Origin of the sequence: Alcaligenes sp. AB3 (assembly GCF_031844565.1) — a bacterium.
Classification (GTDB): Bacteria; Pseudomonadota; Gammaproteobacteria; order Burkholderiales; family Burkholderiaceae_B; genus Alcaligenes; species Alcaligenes faecalis.
In genome coordinates, this window is sequence record NZ_JAUZVM010000002.1 from 364,371 (window position 1) to 386,820 (window position 22,450).

Below are 22,450 nucleotides of genomic sequence, written 5' to 3' on the forward strand. Positions count from 1 at the left end.
CGGCGCTTTACTTCTTGTCCTGTGGCTTCCAGACCTGGCCGATAGAAATCCCTTGCAGGCGACGACGGTTGCCATACCAGAGATTGACCAGGGCACGAACCCCAACCACCGAAGAGAACATGGAGGTCAGAATACCGATCACGTGTACCACCGCAAAACCACGGATGGGACCGGAACCGAAGGCCAGCAAAGCAACACCCACAATCAGACTGGTCAAGTTGGAGTCAAAAATAGTGGCCCAGGCACGATCAAAGCCCAGGTGAATGGCTTGTTGCGGTGAGGCGCCATTGCGTAATTCCTCTCGGATACGCTCGTTGATCAGCACGTTGGCGTCAATGGCCATACCCAGCGTCAGCGCAATGGCCGCAATACCCGGCAAGGTCAAGGTTGCCTGCAGCATGGACAGCACGGCCAGCAGCAAGAGCACGTTGAAGGTCAGGCCAATGGTAGAGAACAGACCAATCAGGTGGTAATACAGCATGATGAAGATCGCAATCGCAATAAAGCCGTACAGCGTGGCGTTAAAGCCCTGGCGAATATTGTCGGCACCCAGGCTAGGACCAATGGTGCGTTCTTCAATAATGCTCATGGGGGCGGCCAGCGAACCGGCACGCAACAGCAGGGAGATATCGGCGGCTTCCTGAGCATTCATGCTGCCGCTGATCTGTACCTGGCCGTTAGGAATTTCGCTGCGGATAACCGGAGCCGTCACCACTTCACCCACGCCATTTTCAAACAGCACAATGGCCATGCGCTTGTTGATGTTGTTGCGGGTGATGTCGCGGAAAATCCGCGAGCCCTTGTTATCCAGTGTCAGGTTGACGGTGGGCTGTTGGGTTTGCGAATCTCGGCCGGGCTGGGCGTCCTGCAGGTTTTCACCCGTCAGGATGACCTGACGACGCAGCAGCAAGGGGGCGCCGCCACGTTCGGTGTAGCGCTCCAGACCAAAGGGCACGGTGCCCGAATTCAACGCGGCAACAGCAGCAGGGGAGTCCTCCACCATACGCAGTTCCAGCGTGGCGGTACGACCCAGAATTTCCTTGGCCTTGGCTACATCCTGCACACCGGGCAGTTGCACCACGATGCGGTCGGAACCTTGCTGTTGAATCACAGGTTCGGCCACGCCCAGCTCGTTGATACGGTTGTGCAGAGTGGTGATGTTTTGCTTGAGTGCGTTGGATTGCACCTGAATGGTGGCTGCTTCTGTCATGCGGGCGGTCAAACCGCTATCGCCGGCAGGAGTGAATTCCAGGTCAGGCATGGCGCGGCGCATTTCGGACTGGGCGCGGTCGCGCTCGTCAGCCGACGCAAAGCTCATGCGCAGGGAATGACCATCACGCTCAATGTTGCCCACGGGTACTTTGGCCTCGCGCAGCACGCTGCGGGCATCAGCCACCATGGAGTCGTAGCGGGCTTGCAGTGCGCCCTGCATGTCCACTTGCAGCAGGAAGTGCACGCCACCACGCAAGTCCAGACCCAGGTGCATGGGGTGGGCGCCCAGTGCGGTCAGCCAGGCTGGCGACGCAGACACCAGGTTCAGGGCGACGGTGTAGTCGGGGGCGACCGCCGTGGAGTCCTTGTTCAATTCACGCTCGATCAGGTCTTTGGCCTTGAGCTGAATATCGGTGGACTCAAAACGGAAACGCGCAGTGGCGCTGGGTCCGTTTTGCTCAAAATACGAGCCCGTCGTAGGAATATTGTTTTTCTTGAGCAGCTCTTCAACGTGGCTGATCAGGTTGGTTTCAAGCCGGACCGTGGATTTGGCGCTGGAAACCTGCACAGCAGGAGACTCACCAAACAGATTGGGCAAGGTATAGATCAGGCCGATCGCCAGCGCGACCAAGACGATGACATATTTCCAGAGGGGATAACGATTCATGGGATATCTACGACGGGTGCAGAAATGGCAACCCCGGACCGAAGTCCGGGGTCGGAGGCATTACAGCGACTTGATGGTGCCTTTAGGCAGAACAGTCGTAACGGCCACGCGTTGGACCAGAACTTCAACAGGCTTGTCGGTCAGGTTGGCCACTTCAACGGTCAGGTAGTTGTCGTGAACTTTGCTGACTTTGCCCAGCAAACCACCGGAAGTGATGACTTCGTCGCCTTTGGCCAGGTTGGACACCAGGTTGCGGTGCTCTTTCTGACGCTTCATTTGAGGACGAATCATCAAGAAGTACAGCACAACGAACATCAAGATGATGGGCAGCATACCCATCAAGGCATTTTCGCCGCCAGCAGCCTGGGCGGGGATGAGAGTCAGAATGTCAACAGCGGACATGTGGGGCTCCTGAGGATTTTTTTGTGTGGGTTGTCAAAAACTAACGGTGTATTGTAGCGGCACTTTATTGCGGTATCACAAACAGCGTGTCATTCAATGCCGCGCGCCCGATCCTGATGGAATTGTTCCCGCCAGGCCGCAAAACGCTTTTGCTCAATGGCATCACGCATCTCTTGCATGATCTGCAGATAGAAATGCAGATTGTGCAAGGTATTCAAACGCGAGCCGGTAATTTCATTGGAACGCTGCAAATGATGCAAGTAGCCACGCGAGAAATGCTTGCAAGTATGGCAGGTGCAGCCGGGGTCCAGCGGGCGGGTGTCATCGCGGTAGCGGGCATTGCGTATCTTGATGTCGCCGTAACGGGTAAACAACCAGCCATTGCGCGCATTGCGGGTAGGCATCACGCAGTCGAACATGTCCACACCCTGGCTGACCCCTTCCACCAGATCTTCCGGTGTACCCACACCCATGAGATAGCGGGGGGCATGGGTGGGCAGTTTCGGAGTGGTGTGCGCCAGAATGCGCATCATGTCTTCTTTGGGTTCGCCTACGGACAGGCCGCCAATGGCGTAGCCCTCAAAGCCGATCTCGGTCAGGCCAGCCAGGGATTCGTCGCGCAGGTCTTCGTACATGCCGCCTTGCACGATGCCAAACAGGGCGTTGGGATTGGCCAGCTTCTTGAATTCCTCACGCGAACGGCGGGCCCAGCGCAGGGACATGCGCATGGATTTGGCCGCTTCGGTGTGCGTGGCCGGGCGGTCGTCAATCAGGTAGGGCGTGCATTCGTCGAACACCATGGAAATGTCGGAGTTCAGGGAATACTGGATTTGCATGGAGACTTCTGGCGTCAGAAACAGGCGCTCGCCGGTGATGGGGGAGGCAAATTTCACCCCTTCCTCGGTAATCTTGCGCATGCCTTTCAGGCTGAACACCTGAAAACCGCCCGAATCCGTCAGGATGGGCTTGTCCCACTGCATGAAGTTGTGCAGGCCCTTGTACTTGTCCATGACATCCGTGCCCGGACGAAGCCACAGGTGAAAGGTATTGCCCAGAATGATCTGCGAGCCAATCTCGTTCAACTCGTGCGGCATCATGGCCTTGACGCTGCCATACGTGCCTACTGGCATGAAGATGGGGGTTTGCACCACACCGTGGTTCAGGGTGATCTGGCCACGGCGAGCGGCGCCATCGGTGCTTAAAAGGTCAAACTTCAGTCCACTCATGGGGTAGGAGGCTCAATGAACATAGCATCGCCGTAACTAAAGAAGCGATACCGGGATTGGACGGCGTGCTGGTAGGCACGTTGTATGGGTTCGATCCCCGCCAGAGCCGATACCAGCATCAGCAAGGTGGACTGGGGCAAATGGAAATTGGTGATCAGCGCATCCACCCACTGGTACTGGAAGCCGGGGGTAATAAAGAGGCGCGTGTCGCCTTCAATGCTGCCATCGGCGCAGCGCTGGTTCATGCCGGGCTCTTTGCTGGCGGCCGATTCCAGCGAACGTACGCTGGTGGTGCCCACGGCAATGACGCGGCCACCGGCAGCGCGGGTGGCGTCAATCTTGGCCAGGGTGGCGGCGGGGACGTGGTAGCGCTCGGCGTGCATGACGTGCTCGCTGATATTGTCCACGCGCACAGGCTGGAACGTGCCTGCACCTACGTGCAAGGTCACAAAGGCCTGGTCCACGCCTTGCTCGCGCAAGGTGGCCAGCATGTCGTCGGTAAAGTGCAGGCCAGCCGTCGGGGCAGCCACGGCACCGGGGTGGCGGGCGTAAACAGTCTGGTAGCGCGAGTCGTCTTCTTCGTCGGCTGCGTGGGTAATGTAGGGTGGCAAAGGCGTTGCGCCGTATTGCTCCAGCATGTCCAGCACAGGCTCGTGAAAGCGCAGGGCAAACAGGGCATCCTCACGCCCGGTGCAGTCGGCCAAGACACGGCCTTCGGCCAGTTCCAGCAAGGTGCCGGGTTTGGGGGACTTGCTGGCGCGGATATGGGCCAGGGCCGTATCGGGGCCAGTCACACGCTCGATCAGCACTTCGACCTTGCCGCCACTGCTTTTTTGGCCGTGCAGGCGAGCCTTGATGACGCGCGTATCGTTAAAGACCAGCAGGTCCCCCTTGCGCAGCAGGCTGGGCAGGTCGGTGAACTGGCGGTCATGCAATTGGCTGGCACCGTCCAGATGCAGCAGACGGCTGCCCTGGCGCTGGGCCGGAGGGCTTTGAGCGATCAGATCAGGGGGAAGCTCGTAATCGAACTGGGCGATAGTTAAAGAGGGGTCGATGCTCATGGTTTGTCGTAAAGGGCCGCTGGCCAGAAGGCCGGGCCTGATGGGGTAACCGACTATTTTAACGCTTTGCCGCCAGATTGCTGAAACGGCCATATCCGTGGTGTTTTTCTTTCGGTATGCTTGGGTCTTTCCTGAATTGATCTGTTGGAGACGAGGGCATGGGCGTTTTAAAGGCAAAGCCTGTTTTGAGTCGTTGCAAGCATGTGGCCCTGGCCGCCTTGCTCATGGTGCAAGGCGCATCACTAGCCCTGGCCCAGGCCCTGCCGCCCGAACTGGCTTCGGTCTGGAATGCCAGCCGCTTGCCGCAATCGTCCCTGTCCATTGTGGTGGACGAGGCCGATGGCCCACGCATGATCGGCGTCAACCCCCAGGAGCCCCGTAACCCTGCCTCGGTAATGAAACTGGTCAGCACCTGGGCAGGTTTGTCCGCTCTGGGGCCAGAATATACCTGGCGCACCACTTTGATGGCCCAGGATGGTCTGCAGGTGGACGAACAAGGCACCTTGAAAGGGCCTTTGTATATCAAGGCCGGGGGCGATCCGTTTTTGACCGTGCCGCAATTGTGGGACATGTTGCGCGAGCTCCGCTTGCGTGGGGTGAAGAATCTGACCGAAGTTATTGTGGATCGTTCCATCTTCGGAAATGTCACCATCAATCCGGGCGACTTTGACAATGCGGGCGACCGTCCCTATAACGCCAGCCCGGACGCCATGATGGTAGGGTTGGGCGCCTCTCGGCTGGTGTTTCAACCCGACACCCAGGCGCGCAAATGGATAGCGATTATCGACCCGCCTTTGCCCGGCGTGCGCGTACAGGGTGAAGTCGAGTGGTCGACGGCAACTTGTCCCGGTTCGCCAGTCGTTGGCACCCAGATTCAGCCCGAAGCCGGTGGCATGGTGGTCCGTGTCAGTGGCAAGGCCGCCGCTTCCTGCGGCGAGTTCAGCGTCTACCGTTTGGTGCATTCCCAAACCGAATTTTTCGACAAGCTGTTCCGCAGCCTGTGGCGCGATCTGGGCGGCACCTTGGCACGCGACATCAAGGCAGGCCGTGTGCCTGCCCGTGCCCAGGCGATTACCTGGCATGACTCCCAGTCCCTGTCTGACCTGATTCGTCTTGTTAATAAGCAAAGCAATAATGTGATGGCCCGCACCATCCTGCTGACCGTGGGCGCGGAAATGAATGGTCCCGGTGCCACCGTGGCCACTGGCGAGCGCGCTGTCATGAGTGTGCTGGGCCGTCAGGGGGTAAATACAGCGGGCTGGACGGTGGACAATGGCTCGGGCCTGTCCCGTAATGCCCGCGTCACGGCGGGCGGCATGGCTGACATGCTGAAAGTTGCCTGGCGCTCGAACTGGATGCCCGAGTACATTTCCTCCTTCGCGATCTCCGGTGTGGACGGTACGGTGCGTTCGCGCTTGCGCGATGACGAGGTTCAAGGCCGTGCCCACCTGAAAACCGGCACGTTGCGCGATAGCCGTGCACTGGCCGGTTACGTGCTGGGAGCCAGCGGAAAGCGGTATATTGTCGTCATGATGGTCAATGACGAACGTTCTGCCTCTGCCCGACCCTTTTTTGATGCGGTGGTGAAGTGGCTGGCAGTACGTTAACGATCACGATAGTGAGGGCTGCTGTGCAGTGGCCCTGTTTTTGGTTAGTCCCTAATTTGATGAAGCAATCATGCCCATACACGAAATACGCCACCCTTTGATCCGCCACAAACTGGGCTTGATGCGCAAGGCAGATCTCAGCACCAAGAATTTCCGCGAAATGTCCCAGGAAATTGCTTCCTTGCTGACGTACGAGGCGTGCAAGGATTTGCCTCTGGAACCCACCACGATTGAAGGCTGGTGCGGCAATGTGGAAGTGGAAAAGCTGGCTGGCAAGAAAGTGACGGTTGTGCCCATCTTGCGCGCCGGTATTGGCATGCTGGACGGGGTGTTGAGCTTGATTCCTGGCGCCAAGGTCAGCGTAATCGGTATCGCCCGTAACGAAGAGACTTTTGAAGCCCAGACTTATCTGGAGCGCCTGGTCGGCGAATTGGACCAGCGCCTGGCCCTGATTATCGACCCCATGCTGGCAACCGGCGGTTCCATGGTGGCCACCATTGACTTGCTAAAGAAAGCTGGCTGCAAGAACATTCGCGCACTGGTGCTGGTGGCGGCCCCTGAGGGCATCGCCACTCTTGAAAAACACCACCCTGATGTCCATATTTACACCGCGTCCATTGATCAGCATCTGGACGAGCATGGTTATATCGTGCCGGGACTGGGTGATGCGGGCGATCGTATTTTTGGTACTCGTCAGAAGGTTCAGGACGGCGAGGTTTAAGTCCAGAACTTGTTGTGCTTTTTTACAATCCCTTGCCAGTGCCCCAGAGGCGATAGGCATAATAAAGAGTCAAACTTAAGTTTCACTGAATCAGGATGTACATGAAACTGAATGCCTGGATGTCTGCACCGCTGTTGGTCATGTTGGGCCTGAGTTCGGCTCAGGCCGGTTTGTGTGACGTCCCTTTCATGCGTGATGGTGGACAGGTACAACTGACCGGCTCGGGCTTTCTGGCCTTGGGCGCTGACCTGGCTTTTTCCGACGTGAAGAAGCAGGGCGGTGACCAGTGCCAGGCTCGTGTACAAGGCAAGGCCAGCGTGGCTCTAGCAGGCTTGCCTGCCAGCAAGCCCAATATCGACTATGTCATGACCGTGCGCGATGGCCGCACCCGCTTCCAGCGTGATGATGGTCGTGGCGGCCTGGAGACCGTTCAAGGTTCGTTTGACTTGCGCCTGCTGGGGCTGTTTTCTTACGAGCATGGTGGGCTGCAGGAAGGACAGACCTTCCCCCGCCAGGATTTTCAGATCAATCTGGACAAGCGTACTCAGGCCAATGTTCTGCGCGTTCATACGGGTGCCAAAACTGTGGGTGCTCAACAAACCGTGCAGACGGCCTTGGGCAGTTACCAGTGCTGGCCTATTCGTTATCAGCGCGAAATCGAGCCTACCCAGGCCAGTTTCAGCGGCATCAGTCTGCCCATTCCGGGGATCAATTCCCAGGTTACCGACTGGTACTGTCCGGATGTGCAAATGGTCATGAAGCAAGAAAGTATTCAGAACGGTGTACCGTCTACGGTAGATGTGACCCAACTGAAGTAAGCCTGTGATGTATTGTTCACAGGTTCACCGAGTATCTTTATCCTGAAAACAGCGGGCTAAAGAATTTTGTGTGGCGCTGCTATGGCGCCAGTCACTTGGCGATACGTATTTGTCGCGTGTCCCTTTCAACTGCAAGGAGTTATTTATGGCTACCAAGAAAAGTGTGGAAAACAGCGGAGACAAATTTATCGAAGAAGTGAAAGCGAGCCTGGATGAGGCCGAAAAACTGATGCGTGAGGCAGCCGAAGCCACGGGCGACAAGGCCGGTGAGCTGCGTGAAAAAGCCTTGCGCTCATTGCGTCTGACCCGGGACTCCTTGCACGATGCTCAGGAAGCGGTGGTTGACCACAGCCTGCGTGCAGCCAAGGCAACCGACAACTATGTCCATGACAAACCCTGGCAAGCCATTGGCGTGGCCGGTATTGTGGGCCTGATGTTCGGCATGCTGATCAGCCGTCGTTAATCTGTCTGTGCTCTGCGCTGCGGGCCCTTTGCGGGGCTGCAGCAGCATAAAAAGTAGCCCTGCCGATCTGGATTTAGCGATCCAGATCGGCAGCCTCTTAGAAATCAGGCTCTTGTCGTTGCATGCAATGGCAGGATGTCGCAGAGCAGGGATAAATCATGGCGCTTAGGCAAACTATCAGTCAGCTTGGTTCTACCTTGATAGGGGCTGTCAGTACTCGGCTGGAGCTGTTTGCTCTGGAAGCGGGTCAGCAAAAGGCGAGCCTGATCACTATCTTCAGCATGGTGTTTGGCGCACTGCTGTTCTCCACGCTGGCAGTGCTGGTGTTCAGTTTGTTGCTGGCTTTGTACTTCTGGCCTACGGATTATCGCTATTGGGCTTTGGGTGTGCTGGTCGTTCTGTATGCCGGTTTGGGAGTGGGGCTTTTCCTGGCCGTACGCCGTCGTCTGACTACTGGCCCGATTCCTTTTTCGGCCACCTTGTCCGAGTTGCGTCGCGATGTCGCGTTTATTGAGCGCTTGAGGGATTCCGAGGGAGACGGGAAATGAGCACGAAGCAAGAGAGCATGTCCGCCCAGGAGCGGGCTGTGCGTATTGAACTGTTGCGAGTCCGCGCTTCCCTGGAGCGGCAAACCATGTCGTCCCAGATCCATTCCCTGGGGGAAGACTTAAGCCCCGGCAATTTGTGGAACAGCGTCAAGCCTTCGGGTTTGAGCATGGGTGGGGTGGTCACCAGTGCCTTGTCCTTGTCGCGCCGTTATCCCTTCTTGTTGTCCGGTGCCTCGGCCGTGCTGAGCAGTTTTGGCGGGCGCTGGATGCGTATCGGGGCCTTGGCTCTGGGAGCCTGGAAACTGTTTGATTCTTCCAAGTCGGCACGTGAAAAAGCACGCAATGTCCTGGTGCCGGTACGACGCAACACCGATGCGGACGAGTAAGTCTGCTTGTATGTTCGAAAACCGGCCCAGGCCGGTTTTTTTTTATGTGCGCTTGAGGGACCGTGTTCAGCCGACTGGTTTTTGAAGACGGCAAGGCTTATGCTCCGATAATAAATAATTCCAGAACAAAGCTATCCACATCAGGAGACATAGCCCGTCATGCAGGTGCCATTACTGAATGCCTTAAGAACCTTTACGGTGTCGGCGCAAAGGTTGAACTTCACCAAGGCGGCAGAAGACCTGCTGGTCTCTCCCTCGGCAGTCAGTCACCAGATCAAGGTGCTGGAGGAGTATCTGAGCTGCAAGCTGTTTTTGCGTAAAAACCGTTCCCTGGAGCTGACGGATCAGGGCCAGTTCCTGTTTGACCGTTTGCAACGGCCTTTTTACGAGATCAATCAGGCCTTGAGTGAATTGCGCATGCCTCACGGCAAGAGCCGTATCAATCTGTCCTTGCGGCCCTTTGTGTCCAGCATGTGGTTTACCGGGCAGCTGGGGGATTTCTGGCTGAAGCATCCGGACATTGAAATTAACTTGCTGCACCGGCTGCAGGCACCGGACTTTTTCAGGGACAACATCAATTTTGCAATTGTCTGGGGCAAGCAGGGCGACTGGCCGCAGTTGCAGACCTTGCGCATCATTCCCGGAAATTTGACACCTGTGTGTGCGCCGTCTTATTTGCAGGCGCATGGCCAGATCACGTCCCCGGCGGATCTGAACCAGCATGTGCTGATTCACGAAGAAAATCAGCTGTGCTGGGAGCAGTGGTTGCGCAAGGCGGCGGGGCAGGAACTGACGGCCAAGAAGAGTTTTCACATTGATGACACCAATGTGCGCATGAATGCCGTCTTGAATGGCCAAGGGGTGATGCTGGGCTGTCCGGCCTTGTTACGGCCTTTGATCGACAAGAAGGAAATTGTCCAACTGTTCGATGTTTGCCTGGAAGAGTACGCCTATTTCTTGGCCTACCCCAAGGAGGCGAACCTTAGCCGACAGGAGCAGGAGTTTGTGGATTGGGTCGCATCGATTGCAATTCGCTAGGCGGTAGTTGCTTGATGGTTCCCATGTGTTGTGCTCGGTGACCGGGCTTTTTTCGCTCTTTGCTGACCTTGTCGCTGTTCCTGCGTCTTTAAAAAAACCTGCATATTTGCAGGTTTTTTTATGTATTGGCCTTCCCGAACCAGGCTGGATGCACATCGCACTTCGTTCATTGCTCATTTCTCATCGATCAGGGTGTGGAACCCCGATCTGACGCGCGTGGCTGGAGGTTTTATCAAGCTCCGCCTAGTTCTCACACCGCTCATACCTAGTCCCAAGTAGCTGACACGCAGTCCTCAATCGGGCTTTACGTCGTCGAGAACGGCCTCATTTTGCAGTGTTTGCGATCCACCGCTTTCCCTTCATCCCGATTCAACAACAAAAAAAACTCATCGTTCCGTCAAATTTGCTCAATTTTCAAGCGTCGCTCCCTGTCGCATGATTGGCCTGACCTAATAAAAGCCATTCATGGTGCTCATGCAAACCAGAGGAGATATTGAGATGAATACCGCTCTACGTTCGCCCATTGCGATTGAAGAATTTGACCGCAGCTACTTTCAGCAGGAAACCGACGAGGTTTTCGCCTTGCCCCCCGAGTGCTTTACCTCGGAAGAGTTTTTCCAGTTTGAACTGAATGCCGTCTGGAAAAAGCAGTGGTTCTGTGTGGGCCGTGCAACTGACATCCCCAATGCCGGCGACTTCTTCACTTTCGACGTAGGCAATGACGCCTTGTTCGCTATTCGCACCCGCGAAGGCGGCATTAATGTGCTGTCCAACGTCTGTCGTCACCGCAATATGCTGTTGCTGGAAGGGGCAGGCAATGTGCGCCGCATTAGCTGCCCCTTGCACGCCTGGGTCTACAACATGGAAGGCGAGCTGGTTTCCGCCCCTGGTCTGACCGATACCGGCGCCAGCTTTGACCCCAAGAGTGTCTGTCTGCCCAAAATCCGTGCCGAGGTTTGGGAAGGCTTTATCTTCATCAACTACGACGCCATGGCGCCCGCCTTGCATACTCGCCTGGGCAATCTGGGCAAGCAGCTGGCGAACTACCGCATGTCCGAGCTGAAGTCCTCGGAACCGCTGAAGATGGAAAGTTTCGACTGGAACTGGAAGATCTTCAATGACGAGTGCTACCACTGCAGCTTTCTGCACGCTTCGTCCTGGGGCGGCATGTACGAAACCAATCCGGATCGTGTTGATGAAACCGCTGTCTTCAATGATGTGGCCAATGGCATAGTCTCCTACAACCTGCTCTCCACCCACAAGGACGCCGCGCCTACGCATACCGGCTCCATCTTGCAACCGCCCATGGATGGTCTGACCGACCAGGAGCGGACCCAGCTTTCTTACGTGACCGTGGCTCCCAACCTCTTGCTGGTCGCCATGCCCGATAAGGTGAAGTACTTCATGTGGCTGCCCAAAAGCGCCAAGCAGTCCACCTACGGCGTGTCCTGGATGTACCCGCAAGAAACGCTGGAACGCGAGGATCACAAAGAGAAGTTCGATCAGGAACACGATGATCTGTACCCCGTGATGATCGAGGACCTGTTTGCCTGGCGTCGTTCGCATCAGGGCATGCAATCCAACTTTGCTTCCCGTGGCCGTTTGACCAATGAAGAGCTGGTCATCAAGCGTTTGCAAAACTGGCTGATTGATCTGTACCGCGCCGAAGAGCGCCGGGTGGACGAGCAAAGCCGGGTGTTGCCGATCCGAGCGATTGCCTAAGGGAGCAGGAGCAGCATCATGCAGCAAACTTTGCAAACACGCGTGCTGAAGAAAACCAGGCTGTCAGAGCGCGTTGTGGGCCTGACCCTGGGTTTGCAAAACGGGGGCGCGTTCCCCGTCTGGGAGCCGGGGGCGCATATTGAACTGGAACTGGCGGTGTCGCAGACCGAGCCGCTTTACCGTCAGTATTCGCTGTGTGGCCAACAGGCCAATACCCGCGAATGGCAAATTGCCGTTCTCAAAGAGGAAGCCGGGCGGGGCGGCTCTGCGTATATCCATGAGGTGTTGCAGGAAGGTGATGCGCTGGCCGTCAGCATTCCGAAAAATCACTTTCCCTTTGCTGCAAACACGAAGTGCTTCTTTGTTGCCGGCGGCATAGGCATCACGCCTATCGTGCCCATGGTCCAGGCCGCGGCGGCAGCGGGTCTGGACTGGCACTTGCTGTATCTGGCAAGAAACGCAGCGGATTTTATTTTCCTGCAAGAGCTGCAAGAAGTGGATGGCGCGCGTATCACCACGCATGCCTCCAATCAGGACGGGCTGTTTGATCTGCAAGGCGCATTGCAAGCGCTGGATGCACAGACCGTCGTCTATTCCTGCGGTCCGCAGCCTTTGCTGGCCGCTTTGGAAAACTATCAACAGGAACAGGCTGATATTGGCTGGCAGCTGGTGCTGGAGCGTTTCTCGGTAGAGACCGACCCGGCCATGCTGCAAGGCAAGGGCTTCACCGTGACCTTGCAGAAGTCGGGCAAAAGCATTGCGGTAGCAGAGGATGAAACGATTCTGGCTGCCTTGAAACGGGAAGGCATACGGGTCAAGTGCTCATGCCAGAACGGCACCTGCGGCACCTGCGAGACCGTAGTGATTTCCGGCCTGCCTGAGCATCGGGATTTTGTGCTGTCGCCAGAAGAGCGGCAGTTGAATGAAACCATGATGATCTGCGTCTCGCGCGCCTTGTCGGCCGAACTGGTTTTGGATCTATAACAATAAACAGGAGAAACACCATGAAGAAAGTGGTGGTTACAGGCGGCTCGGGCCGTGTGGGCTCGTACGTCGTACAGCAATTGATGCAGACCATGGATGTGGTCGTGGCGGATCTGAAACCCAGCCAGCATCAGGTTTCCTTTATTCAAACGGATGTGATGGATCTGGAGGCCGTGCGTGCGGCCACCCAAAATGCCGATGCCGTGATTCACCTGGCGGCGATTGATTTCGACTGGAAGGCGGCCGAGGAGCAGTACATCAACGTCAATGTGCGCGGCACCTGGCATGTGCTGCAAGCCTGTCGCGAAAACGGCGTCAAGAAAGTGGTGCTGTGCTCCAGTATTTCAGCCTGCGGTCTGTCGGAGATGCGCGCCGATTGGAAGCCTCAGTATCTGCCTGTGGACGAGGCCCATGAAAACAAGCCTTATCAGGCCTACAGCGTCAGCAAGATCGTCATGGAGCAGATGGCAAAAAGCTTTAGCGAGGCCAGCGATATGGAAGTGATCTGTCTGCGTCCGCTGGCCGTTGTGCTGCCGGAAACCATTGCCGAGTACATCCAGTTCGTTGACAGCCCGCAGCGTAACTGGCTGTTCTATTACATCTGGGCTGCGGATCTGGCGCGTGCCTTTGAGGCCGCCGTGAATCTGCAAGGTTTGCGCTACGGCGTGTTTTTCATCAGCGCAGACGATAGCTCCCACCCCCTGGCAACCACAGACTGGTATCAGCAGATTATCGGCCCTGTGCCTGAAATCAAGAACCCGCGCTGGTATCAGAACAATCCCCGTGCCTCCATTTTCAGCAGCCATGCGGCCAAGGAAATTCTGGGCTGGCAGCCGAGCACGGACTTTCAGCAACTGCGCCAGGAATACGCGGTGGAAAAAGACCTGGCGTGAAACGCCCAGGTAACCATGACGAATACATTGAACACGGAGGCTTGAGCATGACGGGAATTAAAACCGGCACCTTGGATTGGACGGGCGACAACCCTTTTATTTACTTGAAGACCGACCCTGAGCAGGACTGGTCGTCCTTGTCCCTGTACTTTCGCATTGCCAGCTCGGCGTATGGCAGCGGCCAGGCCATCCTGGTTCTGGACAAGCCCTACGAGGACGGGCAGAACAGTGACGCGCGTTTGCTGATCACGGATAACAAGCCCTTGGCCGAGTATCTGGTGCAGGATTTCGTGCGTCATTTCGGTCTGTTTCGCAAGGCGGTGGCGCTGGATAAGTTGCAGGTCTTGGGTGACGGTGTTTTCCAGACCGTAAACCGTTTCCCTGAACTGGTCAGCGAGTCAGTTACCTCCGCCAGTGCTGGTCTGACGGTGGAGCTGCAATGGCATCAAATGACGCAGCCAGCGATTTGTGTGGACCTGCCACAAAGCCAGACCCAAACCCAGAAACACGAAATGATGTGTGTGTTCCACCCGGCGCAGCAAGCCAGGGTGCTGATCAATGGCACCGCCCTGCCAGGCAACACCATAGAGCGGGACTTTAACGGCTCGCGTGCGCAGTCCGCCAGCCTGGCGAACAGCGAAACCTGGGTGCGCGTGGCGTAAGGAGACGATATGGCTCAGCATGTAGAGACGCAGGCCGTGATGCCCGCCTGGACAGGAGTCCGGTCCCTGCAATCCATTTTGCCCTCGCAAGGCCGTCTGGTCCTGCATGCCGGGCCACCGTTTCGGCATGCACAGGAGTTGCCTGCCGCAATCCGAAATTCGGCTTTGATCGGCATTCTGTATGAGGGTTGGGCGGACAACAAACAAGAGGCGCAAGCCTTGCTGGACGCAGGGGGCGTGCAACTGGCTCCCGCGCAGGATTACGGAGTGGTGGTGCCATTGGCCGGAGTGGTGACGCCGTCCATGTATTTGATTGAGGTCAGCGACAGCAATCGGCCCGGGAGCAAGAAATACTCGGTGCTGAATGAAGGCATGCAGTGGTGCACCCGCCTGGGTATTTTTGCCGACGAAATGGTGCCGCATCTGCGTTGGCTTCATCAGGATTTGGGTGCACGGCTGGCTGCACAGTTTCAGGGGCCGGTAGATCTGGCTCCCATCGTTCAGGCTTCCTTGCTGAATGGTGATGATGGCCATGCTCGTACCATGCATGGTTCCAGGCAATTGGCCGACATTATTGTCTCCTGGGGCATTAATGACGACGCCAGCCAGAGCTTTCTGTACGGCGCAATGGCCTGGGCCTTGAATTACTGGATGGCCGCCAGTGCCTTGATTCTGGCAAACCAGACGCCGGCGGATGGCGTGGATGCCATCGTCAAAGTGGGCGGTAATGGCTTGCGCTTTGGTTTGCAACTGGCCAGCTCCACGACCTGGCTGGTTACAGACGCCCCTGTCATCGCCGGCAATAAAGAGCCGGGCAATGAGCAGGCACAAGCGCTGGGAGCCTTGGGTGATAGTGCGGTGGTGGATTTTGTAGGGCTGGGTGGCCAGTGTCTGGATCTGGCTGGGATTAGCGCCAGGAATCTGCACGCCTTTTTGCCCTCGGACTACCTGACTCGTCAAGGCCAGTTCCTGAAAACTCGCTTGCCCTTTCTGGCTGGGCGCAATGGTATTAGCGATTTTGCGCAGGTGATCGCCAACAATACCGGGCCGTTGGTGCTGCTGGGCATGATCGACGGTGCCGGGGAACGTGGCCGTGTTGGTGGTGGGGTGGCGACGGTGGACGCCTCTTTATTGCAAGCTCTCAAGGAGTGGCAGCATGAAACGACAGTGGTTTAAGCTGCCTTTGCATCAATTGCTGCACGCTCTGCATACGGGCGAAGCCAGTCTGCCGGAGATCGTGGCTTCCTTCTACGAGCGCATTGCCATACGCGATGACAGGATTGGTGCCTGGCAGTATCTGATTGATCAGGACGACTATCTGGCCGAGTACGAAAGTCGCAGCGATTTCTACAAGGCCTCGCCCTTGATGGGCCTGCCCTTTGCGGTCAAGGACGTGATTGATACGGCGGGTATTCCCACCACAATGGGCTCGGCCATTCACCAGGATCGGATTCCGGATATGGATGCTTCCTGCGTGACCGCGATGAAAGCGGCAGGCGGCATTTTGATGGGCAAGACAGTTACGACCGAGTTTGCTTACTTTCAGGCAGGCAAGACGAATAACCCGCATGATGCCGAACGCACACCCGGCGGCTCCTCCAGCGGCTCTGCTGCTGCCGTGGCTGATTTCATGGTGCCGGTAGCCTTCGGCACACAGACAGCGGCATCGGTCATACGGCCCGCATCCTACTGCGGCTGCATTGGCTATGTAGGCAGCAAGAACGAGTTTTCCTTGCGCAATATTCAGCCGCTGGCTCATTCTCTGGACTCCCTGGGCATACTCAGCAACGATGTGCTCGACACGCTCTTGCTGCGCAATATCCTGCTGCACAAACCCTTGAATCTAAGCACGCCAGGGGCGCAGGCGGCTTGTGTGTTCGGTGTTTTCTCCGGGCAGGCACTGGGCGACGTTCAGGACAAGATGCTGGAGACTTTGCAGGCCTGCCAGCAGGATTTGTCGGAACAGGGGCATACGCTGGTGGATTTTCCCCTGCAGGACGCCGTTGTTGAATTGACGGCCTTGCATGCCCAGATCATGGCTTATGAAGTGGCCCGGAATCTGGTGTACGAGCAACAGCAGCATGAAACCTTGAGCGCCCATATGCAGTCCTTGATGAGCACGGGTCTGTCTTTTCCCTACAAGGAGTACATTGCTGCCTTGCAAGGAGCGGACACGCTCAAACAGGCGATGCTGCAGTGGTTTGAGGATAGTGGGGTGGATTTCATTCTGGCACCTGCGGCAGCCGGTGTTGCGCCTTATAAAACCGAAGGAACAGGGGCGCCATTCATGAGTCGTGCCTGGCAGTTACTGGGCTTGCCGGTGGTGTCTTTGCCGTTGGGTTATTTCCAGAAACTGCCCATGGGTTTGCAGTTGATTGGTAAACCGCATCAGGATGATGTTTTGCTTTTACAGGCGCGTCAGTTGCAGCAGCGCTTTTTAAACAGCAGCTCAGTTCTGACGGCATAATTTTCTTTTTTCTTTTAGGCGTCCTGTTTTTACAGGGCGCTTTTTTTGGGCTGCGTTTTTATAGTTTGGGCAGCAGATACTTTTCAAATAGCCATTTCAAACCATACAGCGCCCCGAAAATAATCGCGGCAATGGCCAGGAAATCCGCGCTGAAAACGCTTTGCTGTTTGTGGGACAGTTCCATATAGATGTGCTCGTCAGCGGGCCGGGCATACGTCATGGGAACGGCCGCCTTGGGCAGAGTCGCTTGCAGGACGACATAGCTGCCATCGTCGGCCGCTTGCAGCAGCAACTTATCCACCTGCGTGGGGGCCAGACCGTCATAATGCCCCGGCTTGCACAGCTGTTGGGCTCCCTGGGCCCAGTTGTCATTGCTTTTGGGGCAGTAGGCCTGGATGCGGTAACCATTGCTGAATTGAACCGTCAGCCACCCTTGGGCATGCGAGTCGGCGTCGCTGCTTACGGTTACGTCGGTGAGGCTGATGGTGGTCATGGTGCAAATCCCTTGGGCAGAGCAGGCGCATTCTTCAGTCTGTTTACGGTAGAAAATGAGTCTATATTTGGCGCGGGCTACAGAAGGCTATTCTATAGAAGCCGGTATGGGAATACCGTTTCTGTATGGGCAGAATCAGCTTTATGTGAATTGCTTTTAATGTAAATCAATGCTCTTTTCCCATAAAAAAAACAGCCCTGTAAAACAGGACTGTTGATTGCGGAAAACCAGCGGGAGTAAAGAAGGCTTAACTGGCGCCTGCCTTGCCCATGCTGACGGCCGGTTTGGCATCATGAGCCGGTTCGGTGTGATAGCGGCGCAAAGGCTTGTTGGCGGTTTCGGGCATCAGCACCGTCACCCAGAAAAAGCACAGAACGGCGACCACCGTGACGTAAAACGCGGGAGCCAGATAGCTGCCTGTTTGTGCCGTCAGCCAGATGGCCAGGTAGGGTGCGGTGCCACCAAAGATCGCGAAGGTGATGTTGTAGCACATGCTCGAAGCGGTATAGCGCATGTCGGTGGGGAACATCTCCGAGAGCAGGGTGACGGCCACCACACTGGCAGCCACCTGGCCAATACCGATAATCAGCATGCCGAAAATGGCGGCCTCCAAAGAAGCTCCCTTGCTGACGATCATGTAGGCTGGAATGGTGAACAGCGCATGCCAGACAGCAGCAAATTGCATCATGCGACGGCGGCCCACCCGGTCCGAAATCACACCGGCAAGTGGGGTCAGGGCGGTGACAAACAGCAGGGCAACCATGTTCGCGGTCAGGGACTGGACGGAGGACAAGCCAATGACCGTGCGCAGGAAGGTGTTCATGTAGGTGGAGAAAATGTAGAAGGACAGGGCGTACAGCACGATAAAACCGCCCAGCTTCACAATATTGGAACCCTCTGCCTTGAAGACCTGGGAGGCGCTGTAGCTAAGCTGACCTTTTTTCTCCGCACGCATCTGCTGGAACTCGGGCGATTCGGCCAGATGGTCCCGAATGAAGAAGGCCACGATGCCCATGGGAACGGCCAGCAGGAAGATGGTGCGCCAGCCCCAATCGCCCATGGCCTCGGTACCGATAATTGCGGCCAGACCGGCGCTGATCCCTGCGGCCAGTGCAAACGCAAAGTAGGTGGCACCGGACATGGCCCAGGCGTAGGAGTTGCGCTTGTTCATGGGGCTGTGTTCAACAGTGTAGATGGTGGCGCCCGTATATTCTCCACCGGCTGACAGCCCCTGAATACAGCGGATGATGATCAGCAGAACCGGAGCCCAGATGCCAATGCTGTCATAGGTTGGAATCAGACCAATGGCCGCGGTCGAGCCGGACATCAGCAAGACGGTCAGGGCCAGAATCTTCTTGCGGCCAATGCGGTCGCCCAGTCGGCCAAAGTAGATCCCGCCCAGGGGGCGAACAATAAAGGACACCAGAAATACTGCAAAGGTGGCCAGCAAGCCCGCCATCTTGTCTTCCGAGGGGAAGAAGTTTTGTGCGATGTATACGGCCATATAGCCGAACAAGGCAAAGTCAAACCATTCAACGATCGTACCGGCCGCTGAACCCATCATTACTTTCTTGATGTGACCCGTATCGGTATGTTCCGATTCGGCCACGGTGCTTTCCCTTTGCATACTTATGTCTCCTCAAGTATTGGGACTATCTGTTTTTTGAAATCAAACCCTGTGGGGGTAGCTGGTTTTTTTATTATTTATACGTGTCTGTCTTTTCTTGGTATTGGTTGAAAGCTCGGTAAGAGCATCGCTTGCAACAGGATGAGTTCCTCCTTTTTGTGGGGCTGGGCATCCGGTCCTGGCATGCTTGCAAAGCGCCATCCAGTGCGTGCTAGATAAGCTAATCCTCTGCAAATTGCTTGTCCATTCACTATTCGCGCACTATTATTGATCGCGATGTTATCAATCTAAAATATGAGCGTAACCATGATTCCCGCACGTCTGGATTTGCATCACCTGCGCGCCTTTAAAACGGTGGCCGAACAGTTGCACTTCAAGAAGGCGGCGGAGCTGCTGCACATCACGCAACCGGGGCTGACACGCATCATCAAAAAGCTGGAAGACGACTTGCAGGTGGATCTGTTTGAACGCAGCACCCGCCAGGTCAGGCTCACCGCCGCAGGCTTTTTGCTGCTGCAGGAAATCGAGCAGGTTTTTGTGCATCTGGAGCGTGGTATCGAGCTGGCCCAGAAAGCCAAGTTTGGCGATATCGGACACCTGATCATTGCCTATAACGACTACGCGGTGCAGGACGTGCTGCCCAGAACGCTGGAGCACTTCAAGCAGCAGTATTCGAACATCACAACCGATTTGTTATATATGCCCACGCAGCAGCAAATCCAGGGCTTGCAGCAGGGCAGCCTGGACCTGGGCTTTGGCTTTGCCTTCTCTGATGATCCCGAGGAACTGGGCGTGCAGTGGAAGCCGGTCTGTCATGATGACCCTATCGTTCTTTTGCAGAGCGATCACCCTTTGGCAAAGGAAAAATCCATTCCCTTGGTGGATCTGGCCAATGAGCGTTTTGTGGTGGGCAGCAAGACGCATTGGCAGGTCTGGCGGCGCTATTTTTATTCCCTGTGCCGACATGCCGGTTTTCATCCTAATTCCGTGCAGGAAGCCAGCACCATTACCGGCATCATGAGCATGGTGGCGGCCGATATCGGCATTGCCGTCTTGTCGCAGTCCTTGCGCAAGTACGTGCACCGTGATCTGGTGGCCATTGATCTGGACTTGTCGGGTCAGCATCCGCAGTCCTTCATCAACATCATGTGGCAGGAAAGCAATGCCAATCCCTGTGTGCCTTTATTCATCCAGACCATTTCGTCGGAGCTGATGGCGGCCAGTGCGTAAGGCTTGAGTATTTCTCATGGACCCTTGATGAGCGGTCATGATGCCAGGGAGGCGGTTTTGCTACATTGCCATTTTCAACCCTACTCCCCTCGCTATGAGCACCTCCGAAATACAGTTTGGCCTTGATCATGTCATGTTGCGCGTCCTGGATCTGGAGCGATCCCTGGCGTTCTATCGCGATATTCTGGGCATGCATGTTGTGCGTCACACGGACTATGAGTCCGGCCGCTTCACCAATGTGTTTCTCAGCTTTGATCAGAGCACGCAGTCCAGTCTGGAGTTGACCTGGAACTGGGACCAAAAAGAGCCGTATGAGAAGGGCGGGGCCTTTGGTCATCTGGCCTTGATGGTCCAGGACGTGCGTCAGGCGGTACGTTATCTGGAAGAGCAGGGTGTCAGGATCAAGACGCCTCCCAAGCAGATGAATCACGGCAAACGCACGATTGCCTTTGTGTTTGACCCGGATGAGTACCTGATTGAACTGGTGGAGCCGCTGGCCTTGCCAACCTGATATGGGTGTCGGGTGTCGTGTGGGGTGCCCCGCCGTGATGAGCTGAATAAAACAAAGACCATGCACCCTTGCGGTGATGGTCTTTGTTTGTTTTTGACTGCGGCGGATGAAGGCGCGTTCTGGTTTACAGCCCCAGCGACCCCCACATATCGTCCACTTTTTTCTTGGTGGATTCATCCATCTTGATAGGAGTGCCCCATTCGCGCTGGGTTTCTCCGGGCCACTTGTTGGTGGCATCCATACCCATCTTGCCGCCCAGTCCCGAGACCGGCGAGGCAAAGTCCAGATAGTCGATAGGTGTGTTCTCGACCAGCACGGTGTCGCGTACCGGGTCCATACGGGTGGTCATGGCCCAGATCACTTCCTTCCAGTCGCGCGTGTTCACATCCTCGTCCACCACCACGATGAACTTGGTGTACATGAACTGGCGCAAGATGCTCCAGACACCAAACATCACGCGCTTGGCATGGCCTGCGTATTGCTTGCGAATCGACACGACGGCCAGGCGATAGCTGCAGCCTTCGGGTGGCAGGTAGAAGTCTACAATTTCAGGCAATTGCTTGCGCAGCAGGGGCACAAAGACTTCGTTCAGTGCGACGCCCAGAACAGCAGGCTCATCGGGTGGTTTGCCAGTGTAGGTGCTGTGGTAAATCGGGTTGCGGCGCATGGTGATGCGCTCAACGGTAAAGACCGGGAACCAGTCCTGCTCGTTGTAGTAGCCGGTGTGATCGCCATAAGGGCCTTCCAGCGCCATTTCGTAGCTGCTGTCGGCGGGCGGCTTCATGCCTTCGGGGACTTCGGGAGCCAGGGCATCCGGGTGGTTGCTGGGCAGGATATGGCCTTCCAGCACAATTTCAGCCCAGGCGGGCACGGACAAGTCGCTACCCAGGGCTTTGGCTACTTCAGTGCGCGAGCCGCGCAGCAAACCGGCAAATTGGTATTCGGACAGGCTGTCGGGCACGGGGGTGACGGCACCCAGAATGGTTGCGGGGTCGGTGCCCAGAGCCACAGCAATTGGGAAAGGTTTGCCAGGGTTGGTCAGGGCGTGATCGCGGAAATCCAGCGCACCACCACGGTGGGACAGCCAGCGCATGATCAGCTTGTTATGGCCAATCAGCTGTTGACGGTAAATGCCCAGATTCTGACGTTTGGCATGAGGGCCTTTGGTAATCACCAAACCCCAGGTCAGCAAGGGGGCCACGTCGCCGGGCCAACACAATTGCAAGGGGATCTGGTTCAGGTCCACATCCTTGCCTTCCAGCACCACTTCCTGACACGCGGGAGAGCGGACATTCTTGGGGCTCATATCCCACAGGGCGGACTTGAGCATGGATACTTTGGACAGCGCGTCACGCATCCCGGTGGGGGCTTGCGGCTCTTTCAGATTGGCCAGCAGTTCGCCAGTGTCGCGTAATGCCGACACATCCTGTGCACCCATGCCCCAGGCGACGCGTTGCGGCGTGCCGAACAAATTGGCCAGGACAGGCATGGCGGCTTTGGCGCCTTGATGCTGGGCGTTTTCAAACAAAAGCGCCGGTCCACCGGCACGCAGTACCCGGTCACTGATTTCAGTCATTTCCAGCGAGGTGGAAACTGGCTGCGTAATCCGCTTCAGATCGCCCTTGGCTTCCAGCTGGGCAATAAAGTCTCTCAAGTCACGGTATTTCACAGAAGAACGGGGCTCCGCTTGCAGATATTTTTGGTTAAGACCT

The 22,450-nt window shown here is 56.4% G+C and carries 22 protein-coding genes; 15 read left to right on the forward strand and 7 right to left on the reverse strand.

Features of this window, described 5'->3' with window-relative positions:
* Nucleotides 1-7: 7 nt before the first annotated feature.
* The 4 genes from secD to queA all read right to left on the reverse strand — a co-directional run bounded on the left by secD (nt 8) and on the right by queA (nt 4,568).
* Nucleotides 8-1,879, reverse strand: a complete 1,872-nt coding sequence (gene secD / locus Q9R35_RS06780; RefSeq protein WP_042483230.1) for a protein translocase subunit SecD — start codon at nt 1,877-1,879, stop codon at nt 8-10.
* A gap of 60 nt (nt 1,880-1,939) precedes the next feature.
* Nucleotides 1,940-2,281 (reverse strand): preprotein translocase subunit YajC, encoded by a 342-nt coding sequence (yajC, locus tag Q9R35_RS06785; protein ID WP_042483233.1) that lies wholly within the window; start codon nt 2,279-2,281, stop codon nt 1,940-1,942.
* Nucleotides 2,282-2,370: 89 nt separating this feature from the next.
* Nucleotides 2,371-3,507, reverse strand: a complete 1,137-nt coding sequence (tgt, locus tag Q9R35_RS06790) for a tRNA guanosine(34) transglycosylase Tgt (RefSeq protein WP_086069031.1) — start codon at nt 3,505-3,507, stop codon at nt 2,371-2,373.
* Complete coding sequence (gene queA / locus Q9R35_RS06795; protein ID WP_042483239.1) at nt 3,504-4,568, reverse strand: tRNA preQ1(34) S-adenosylmethionine ribosyltransferase-isomerase QueA; 1,065 nt, start codon at nt 4,566-4,568, stop codon at nt 3,504-3,506. Before queA ends, tgt begins: the two co-directional genes overlap by 4 nt.
* 158 nt (nt 4,569-4,726) lie before the next feature.
* On the opposite strand from queA, the gene dacB reads away from it, so the two are divergent.
* The 13 genes from dacB (at nt 4,727) to Q9R35_RS06860 (ending at nt 16,877) form a co-directional block, all read left to right on the forward strand.
* Nucleotides 4,727-6,175: a D-alanyl-D-alanine carboxypeptidase/D-alanyl-D-alanine-endopeptidase gene (gene dacB / locus Q9R35_RS06800; protein ID WP_042483242.1), complete on the forward strand. Its 1,449-nt coding sequence runs from the start codon at nt 4,727-4,729 to the stop codon at nt 6,173-6,175.
* 70 nt (nt 6,176-6,245) lie between these two features.
* Nucleotides 6,246-6,896 carry a uracil phosphoribosyltransferase gene (gene upp / locus Q9R35_RS06805; protein ID WP_042483245.1) on the forward strand — a complete coding sequence of 217 codons (651 nt, stop codon included), beginning with the start codon at nt 6,246-6,248 and terminating at the stop codon, nt 6,894-6,896.
* Nucleotides 6,897-6,997: 101 nt separating this feature from the next.
* Entirely contained in the window at nt 6,998-7,714 is a 717-nt protein-coding gene (locus Q9R35_RS06810; RefSeq protein WP_311219576.1) for a hypothetical protein, read from the forward strand.
* A gap of 145 nt (nt 7,715-7,859) precedes the next feature.
* Nucleotides 7,860-8,177: a YqjD family protein gene (locus Q9R35_RS06815; RefSeq protein WP_042483249.1), complete on the forward strand. Its 318-nt coding sequence runs from the start codon at nt 7,860-7,862 to the stop codon at nt 8,175-8,177.
* A 158-nt stretch (nt 8,178-8,335) separates the two neighbouring features.
* Nucleotides 8,336-8,725 (forward strand): phage holin family protein, encoded by a 390-nt coding sequence (locus Q9R35_RS06820; RefSeq protein ID WP_009455164.1) that lies wholly within the window; start codon nt 8,336-8,338, stop codon nt 8,723-8,725.
* The gene (locus Q9R35_RS06825; RefSeq protein ID WP_311219577.1) at nt 8,722-9,111 is read left to right on the forward strand and encodes a hypothetical protein; all 390 of its coding nucleotides are present in this window, start codon (nt 8,722-8,724) and stop codon (nt 9,109-9,111) included. The genes Q9R35_RS06820 and Q9R35_RS06825 overlap by 4 nt, the downstream gene beginning before the upstream one ends.
* 159 nt (nt 9,112-9,270) lie before the next feature.
* Complete coding sequence (locus Q9R35_RS06830; RefSeq protein ID WP_311219578.1) at nt 9,271-10,149, forward strand: LysR substrate-binding domain-containing protein; 879 nt, start codon at nt 9,271-9,273, stop codon at nt 10,147-10,149.
* Between the two features lie 498 nt (nt 10,150-10,647).
* Complete coding sequence (locus Q9R35_RS06835; protein ID WP_042483263.1) at nt 10,648-11,871, forward strand: aromatic ring-hydroxylating dioxygenase subunit alpha; 1,224 nt, start codon at nt 10,648-10,650, stop codon at nt 11,869-11,871.
* Between the two features lie 18 nt (nt 11,872-11,889).
* On the forward strand, nt 11,890-12,855 hold the full coding sequence (locus tag Q9R35_RS06840; RefSeq protein WP_042483266.1) for a PDR/VanB family oxidoreductase: 966 nt from the start codon (nt 11,890-11,892) through the stop codon (nt 12,853-12,855).
* 20 nt (nt 12,856-12,875) lie between these two features.
* Complete coding sequence (locus Q9R35_RS06845) at nt 12,876-13,748, forward strand: NAD(P)-dependent oxidoreductase (protein WP_042483269.1); 873 nt, start codon at nt 12,876-12,878, stop codon at nt 13,746-13,748.
* Between the two features lie 47 nt (nt 13,749-13,795).
* The gene (locus tag Q9R35_RS06850) at nt 13,796-14,410 is read left to right on the forward strand and encodes a hypothetical protein (protein ID WP_042483584.1); all 615 of its coding nucleotides are present in this window, start codon (nt 13,796-13,798) and stop codon (nt 14,408-14,410) included.
* A 9-nt stretch (nt 14,411-14,419) separates the two neighbouring features.
* Entirely contained in the window at nt 14,420-15,586 is a 1,167-nt protein-coding gene (locus Q9R35_RS06855; RefSeq protein ID WP_311219579.1) for a DUF1116 domain-containing protein, read from the forward strand.
* Nucleotides 15,567-16,877, forward strand: a complete 1,311-nt coding sequence (locus tag Q9R35_RS06860) for an amidase (RefSeq protein WP_063688630.1) — start codon at nt 15,567-15,569, stop codon at nt 16,875-16,877. Before Q9R35_RS06855 ends, Q9R35_RS06860 begins: the two co-directional genes overlap by 20 nt.
* Nucleotides 16,878-16,935: 58 nt before the next feature.
* Here the strand turns inward: Q9R35_RS06860 and Q9R35_RS06865 are convergent, their stop codons facing one another.
* Entirely contained in the window at nt 16,936-17,370 is a 435-nt protein-coding gene (locus tag Q9R35_RS06865) for a hypothetical protein (protein ID WP_042483274.1), read from the reverse strand.
* A gap of 247 nt (nt 17,371-17,617) precedes the next feature.
* Nucleotides 17,618-18,997 (reverse strand): MFS transporter, encoded by a 1,380-nt coding sequence (locus Q9R35_RS06870; protein ID WP_199265434.1) that lies wholly within the window; start codon nt 18,995-18,997, stop codon nt 17,618-17,620.
* A gap of 306 nt (nt 18,998-19,303) precedes the next feature.
* Between Q9R35_RS06870 and Q9R35_RS06875 the strand changes: the two genes are divergently transcribed.
* Both Q9R35_RS06875 and gloA read left to right on the forward strand, forming a co-directional pair.
* Nucleotides 19,304-20,227, forward strand: coding sequence for a LysR family transcriptional regulator (locus Q9R35_RS06875; protein WP_311219580.1), 924 nt, complete (start codon nt 19,304-19,306; stop codon nt 20,225-20,227).
* 94 nt (nt 20,228-20,321) lie between these two features.
* A complete protein-coding gene (gene gloA, locus Q9R35_RS06880; protein ID WP_045930920.1) occupies nt 20,322-20,738 on the forward strand; it encodes a lactoylglutathione lyase in 417 nt (138 codons plus the stop codon).
* A gap of 124 nt (nt 20,739-20,862) precedes the next feature.
* Here gloA and Q9R35_RS06885 read toward each other — a convergent pair whose 3' ends face one another.
* Nucleotides 20,863-22,407, reverse strand: coding sequence for a UbiD family decarboxylase (locus Q9R35_RS06885; protein WP_086069038.1), 1,545 nt, complete (start codon nt 22,405-22,407; stop codon nt 20,863-20,865).
* Nucleotides 22,408-22,450: the final 43 nt, after the last annotated feature.

Excerpts from the sequence above, each read along its gene's own strand:
- secD (WP_042483230.1), bottom strand. The coding sequence starts at position 1,879 with ATGAATCGTTATCCCCTCTGGAAATATGTCATCGTCTTGGTCGCGCTG.
- yajC (WP_042483233.1), bottom strand. The coding sequence starts at position 2,281 with ATGTCCGCTGTTGACATTCTGACTCTCATCCCCGCCCAGGCTGCTGGC.
- tgt (WP_086069031.1), bottom strand. The coding sequence starts at position 3,507 with ATGAGTGGACTGAAGTTTGACCTTTTAAGCACCGATGGCGCCGCTCGC.
- queA (WP_042483239.1), bottom strand. The coding sequence starts at position 4,568 with ATGAGCATCGACCCCTCTTTAACTATCGCCCAGTTCGATTACGAGCTT.
- dacB (WP_042483242.1), top strand. The coding sequence starts at position 4,727 with ATGGGCGTTTTAAAGGCAAAGCCTGTTTTGAGTCGTTGCAAGCATGTG.
- upp (WP_042483245.1), top strand. The coding sequence starts at position 6,246 with ATGCCCATACACGAAATACGCCACCCTTTGATCCGCCACAAACTGGGC.
- Q9R35_RS06810 (WP_311219576.1), top strand. The coding sequence starts at position 6,998 with ATGAAACTGAATGCCTGGATGTCTGCACCGCTGTTGGTCATGTTGGGC.
- Q9R35_RS06815 (WP_042483249.1), top strand. The coding sequence starts at position 7,860 with ATGGCTACCAAGAAAAGTGTGGAAAACAGCGGAGACAAATTTATCGAA.
- Q9R35_RS06820 (WP_009455164.1), top strand. The coding sequence starts at position 8,336 with ATGGCGCTTAGGCAAACTATCAGTCAGCTTGGTTCTACCTTGATAGGG.
- Q9R35_RS06825 (WP_311219577.1), top strand. The coding sequence starts at position 8,722 with ATGAGCACGAAGCAAGAGAGCATGTCCGCCCAGGAGCGGGCTGTGCGT.
- Q9R35_RS06830 (WP_311219578.1), top strand. The coding sequence starts at position 9,271 with ATGCAGGTGCCATTACTGAATGCCTTAAGAACCTTTACGGTGTCGGCG.
- Q9R35_RS06835 (WP_042483263.1), top strand. The coding sequence starts at position 10,648 with ATGAATACCGCTCTACGTTCGCCCATTGCGATTGAAGAATTTGACCGC.
- Q9R35_RS06840 (WP_042483266.1), top strand. The coding sequence starts at position 11,890 with ATGCAGCAAACTTTGCAAACACGCGTGCTGAAGAAAACCAGGCTGTCA.
- Q9R35_RS06845 (WP_042483269.1), top strand. The coding sequence starts at position 12,876 with ATGAAGAAAGTGGTGGTTACAGGCGGCTCGGGCCGTGTGGGCTCGTAC.
- Q9R35_RS06850 (WP_042483584.1), top strand. The coding sequence starts at position 13,796 with ATGACGGGAATTAAAACCGGCACCTTGGATTGGACGGGCGACAACCCT.
- Q9R35_RS06855 (WP_311219579.1), top strand. The coding sequence starts at position 14,420 with ATGGCTCAGCATGTAGAGACGCAGGCCGTGATGCCCGCCTGGACAGGA.
- Q9R35_RS06860 (WP_063688630.1), top strand. The coding sequence starts at position 15,567 with ATGAAACGACAGTGGTTTAAGCTGCCTTTGCATCAATTGCTGCACGCT.
- Q9R35_RS06865 (WP_042483274.1), bottom strand. The coding sequence starts at position 17,370 with ATGACCACCATCAGCCTCACCGACGTAACCGTAAGCAGCGACGCCGAC.
- Q9R35_RS06870 (WP_199265434.1), bottom strand. The coding sequence starts at position 18,997 with ATGCAAAGGGAAAGCACCGTGGCCGAATCGGAACATACCGATACGGGT.
- Q9R35_RS06875 (WP_311219580.1), top strand. The coding sequence starts at position 19,304 with ATGATTCCCGCACGTCTGGATTTGCATCACCTGCGCGCCTTTAAAACG.
- gloA (WP_045930920.1), top strand. The coding sequence starts at position 20,322 with ATGAGCACCTCCGAAATACAGTTTGGCCTTGATCATGTCATGTTGCGC.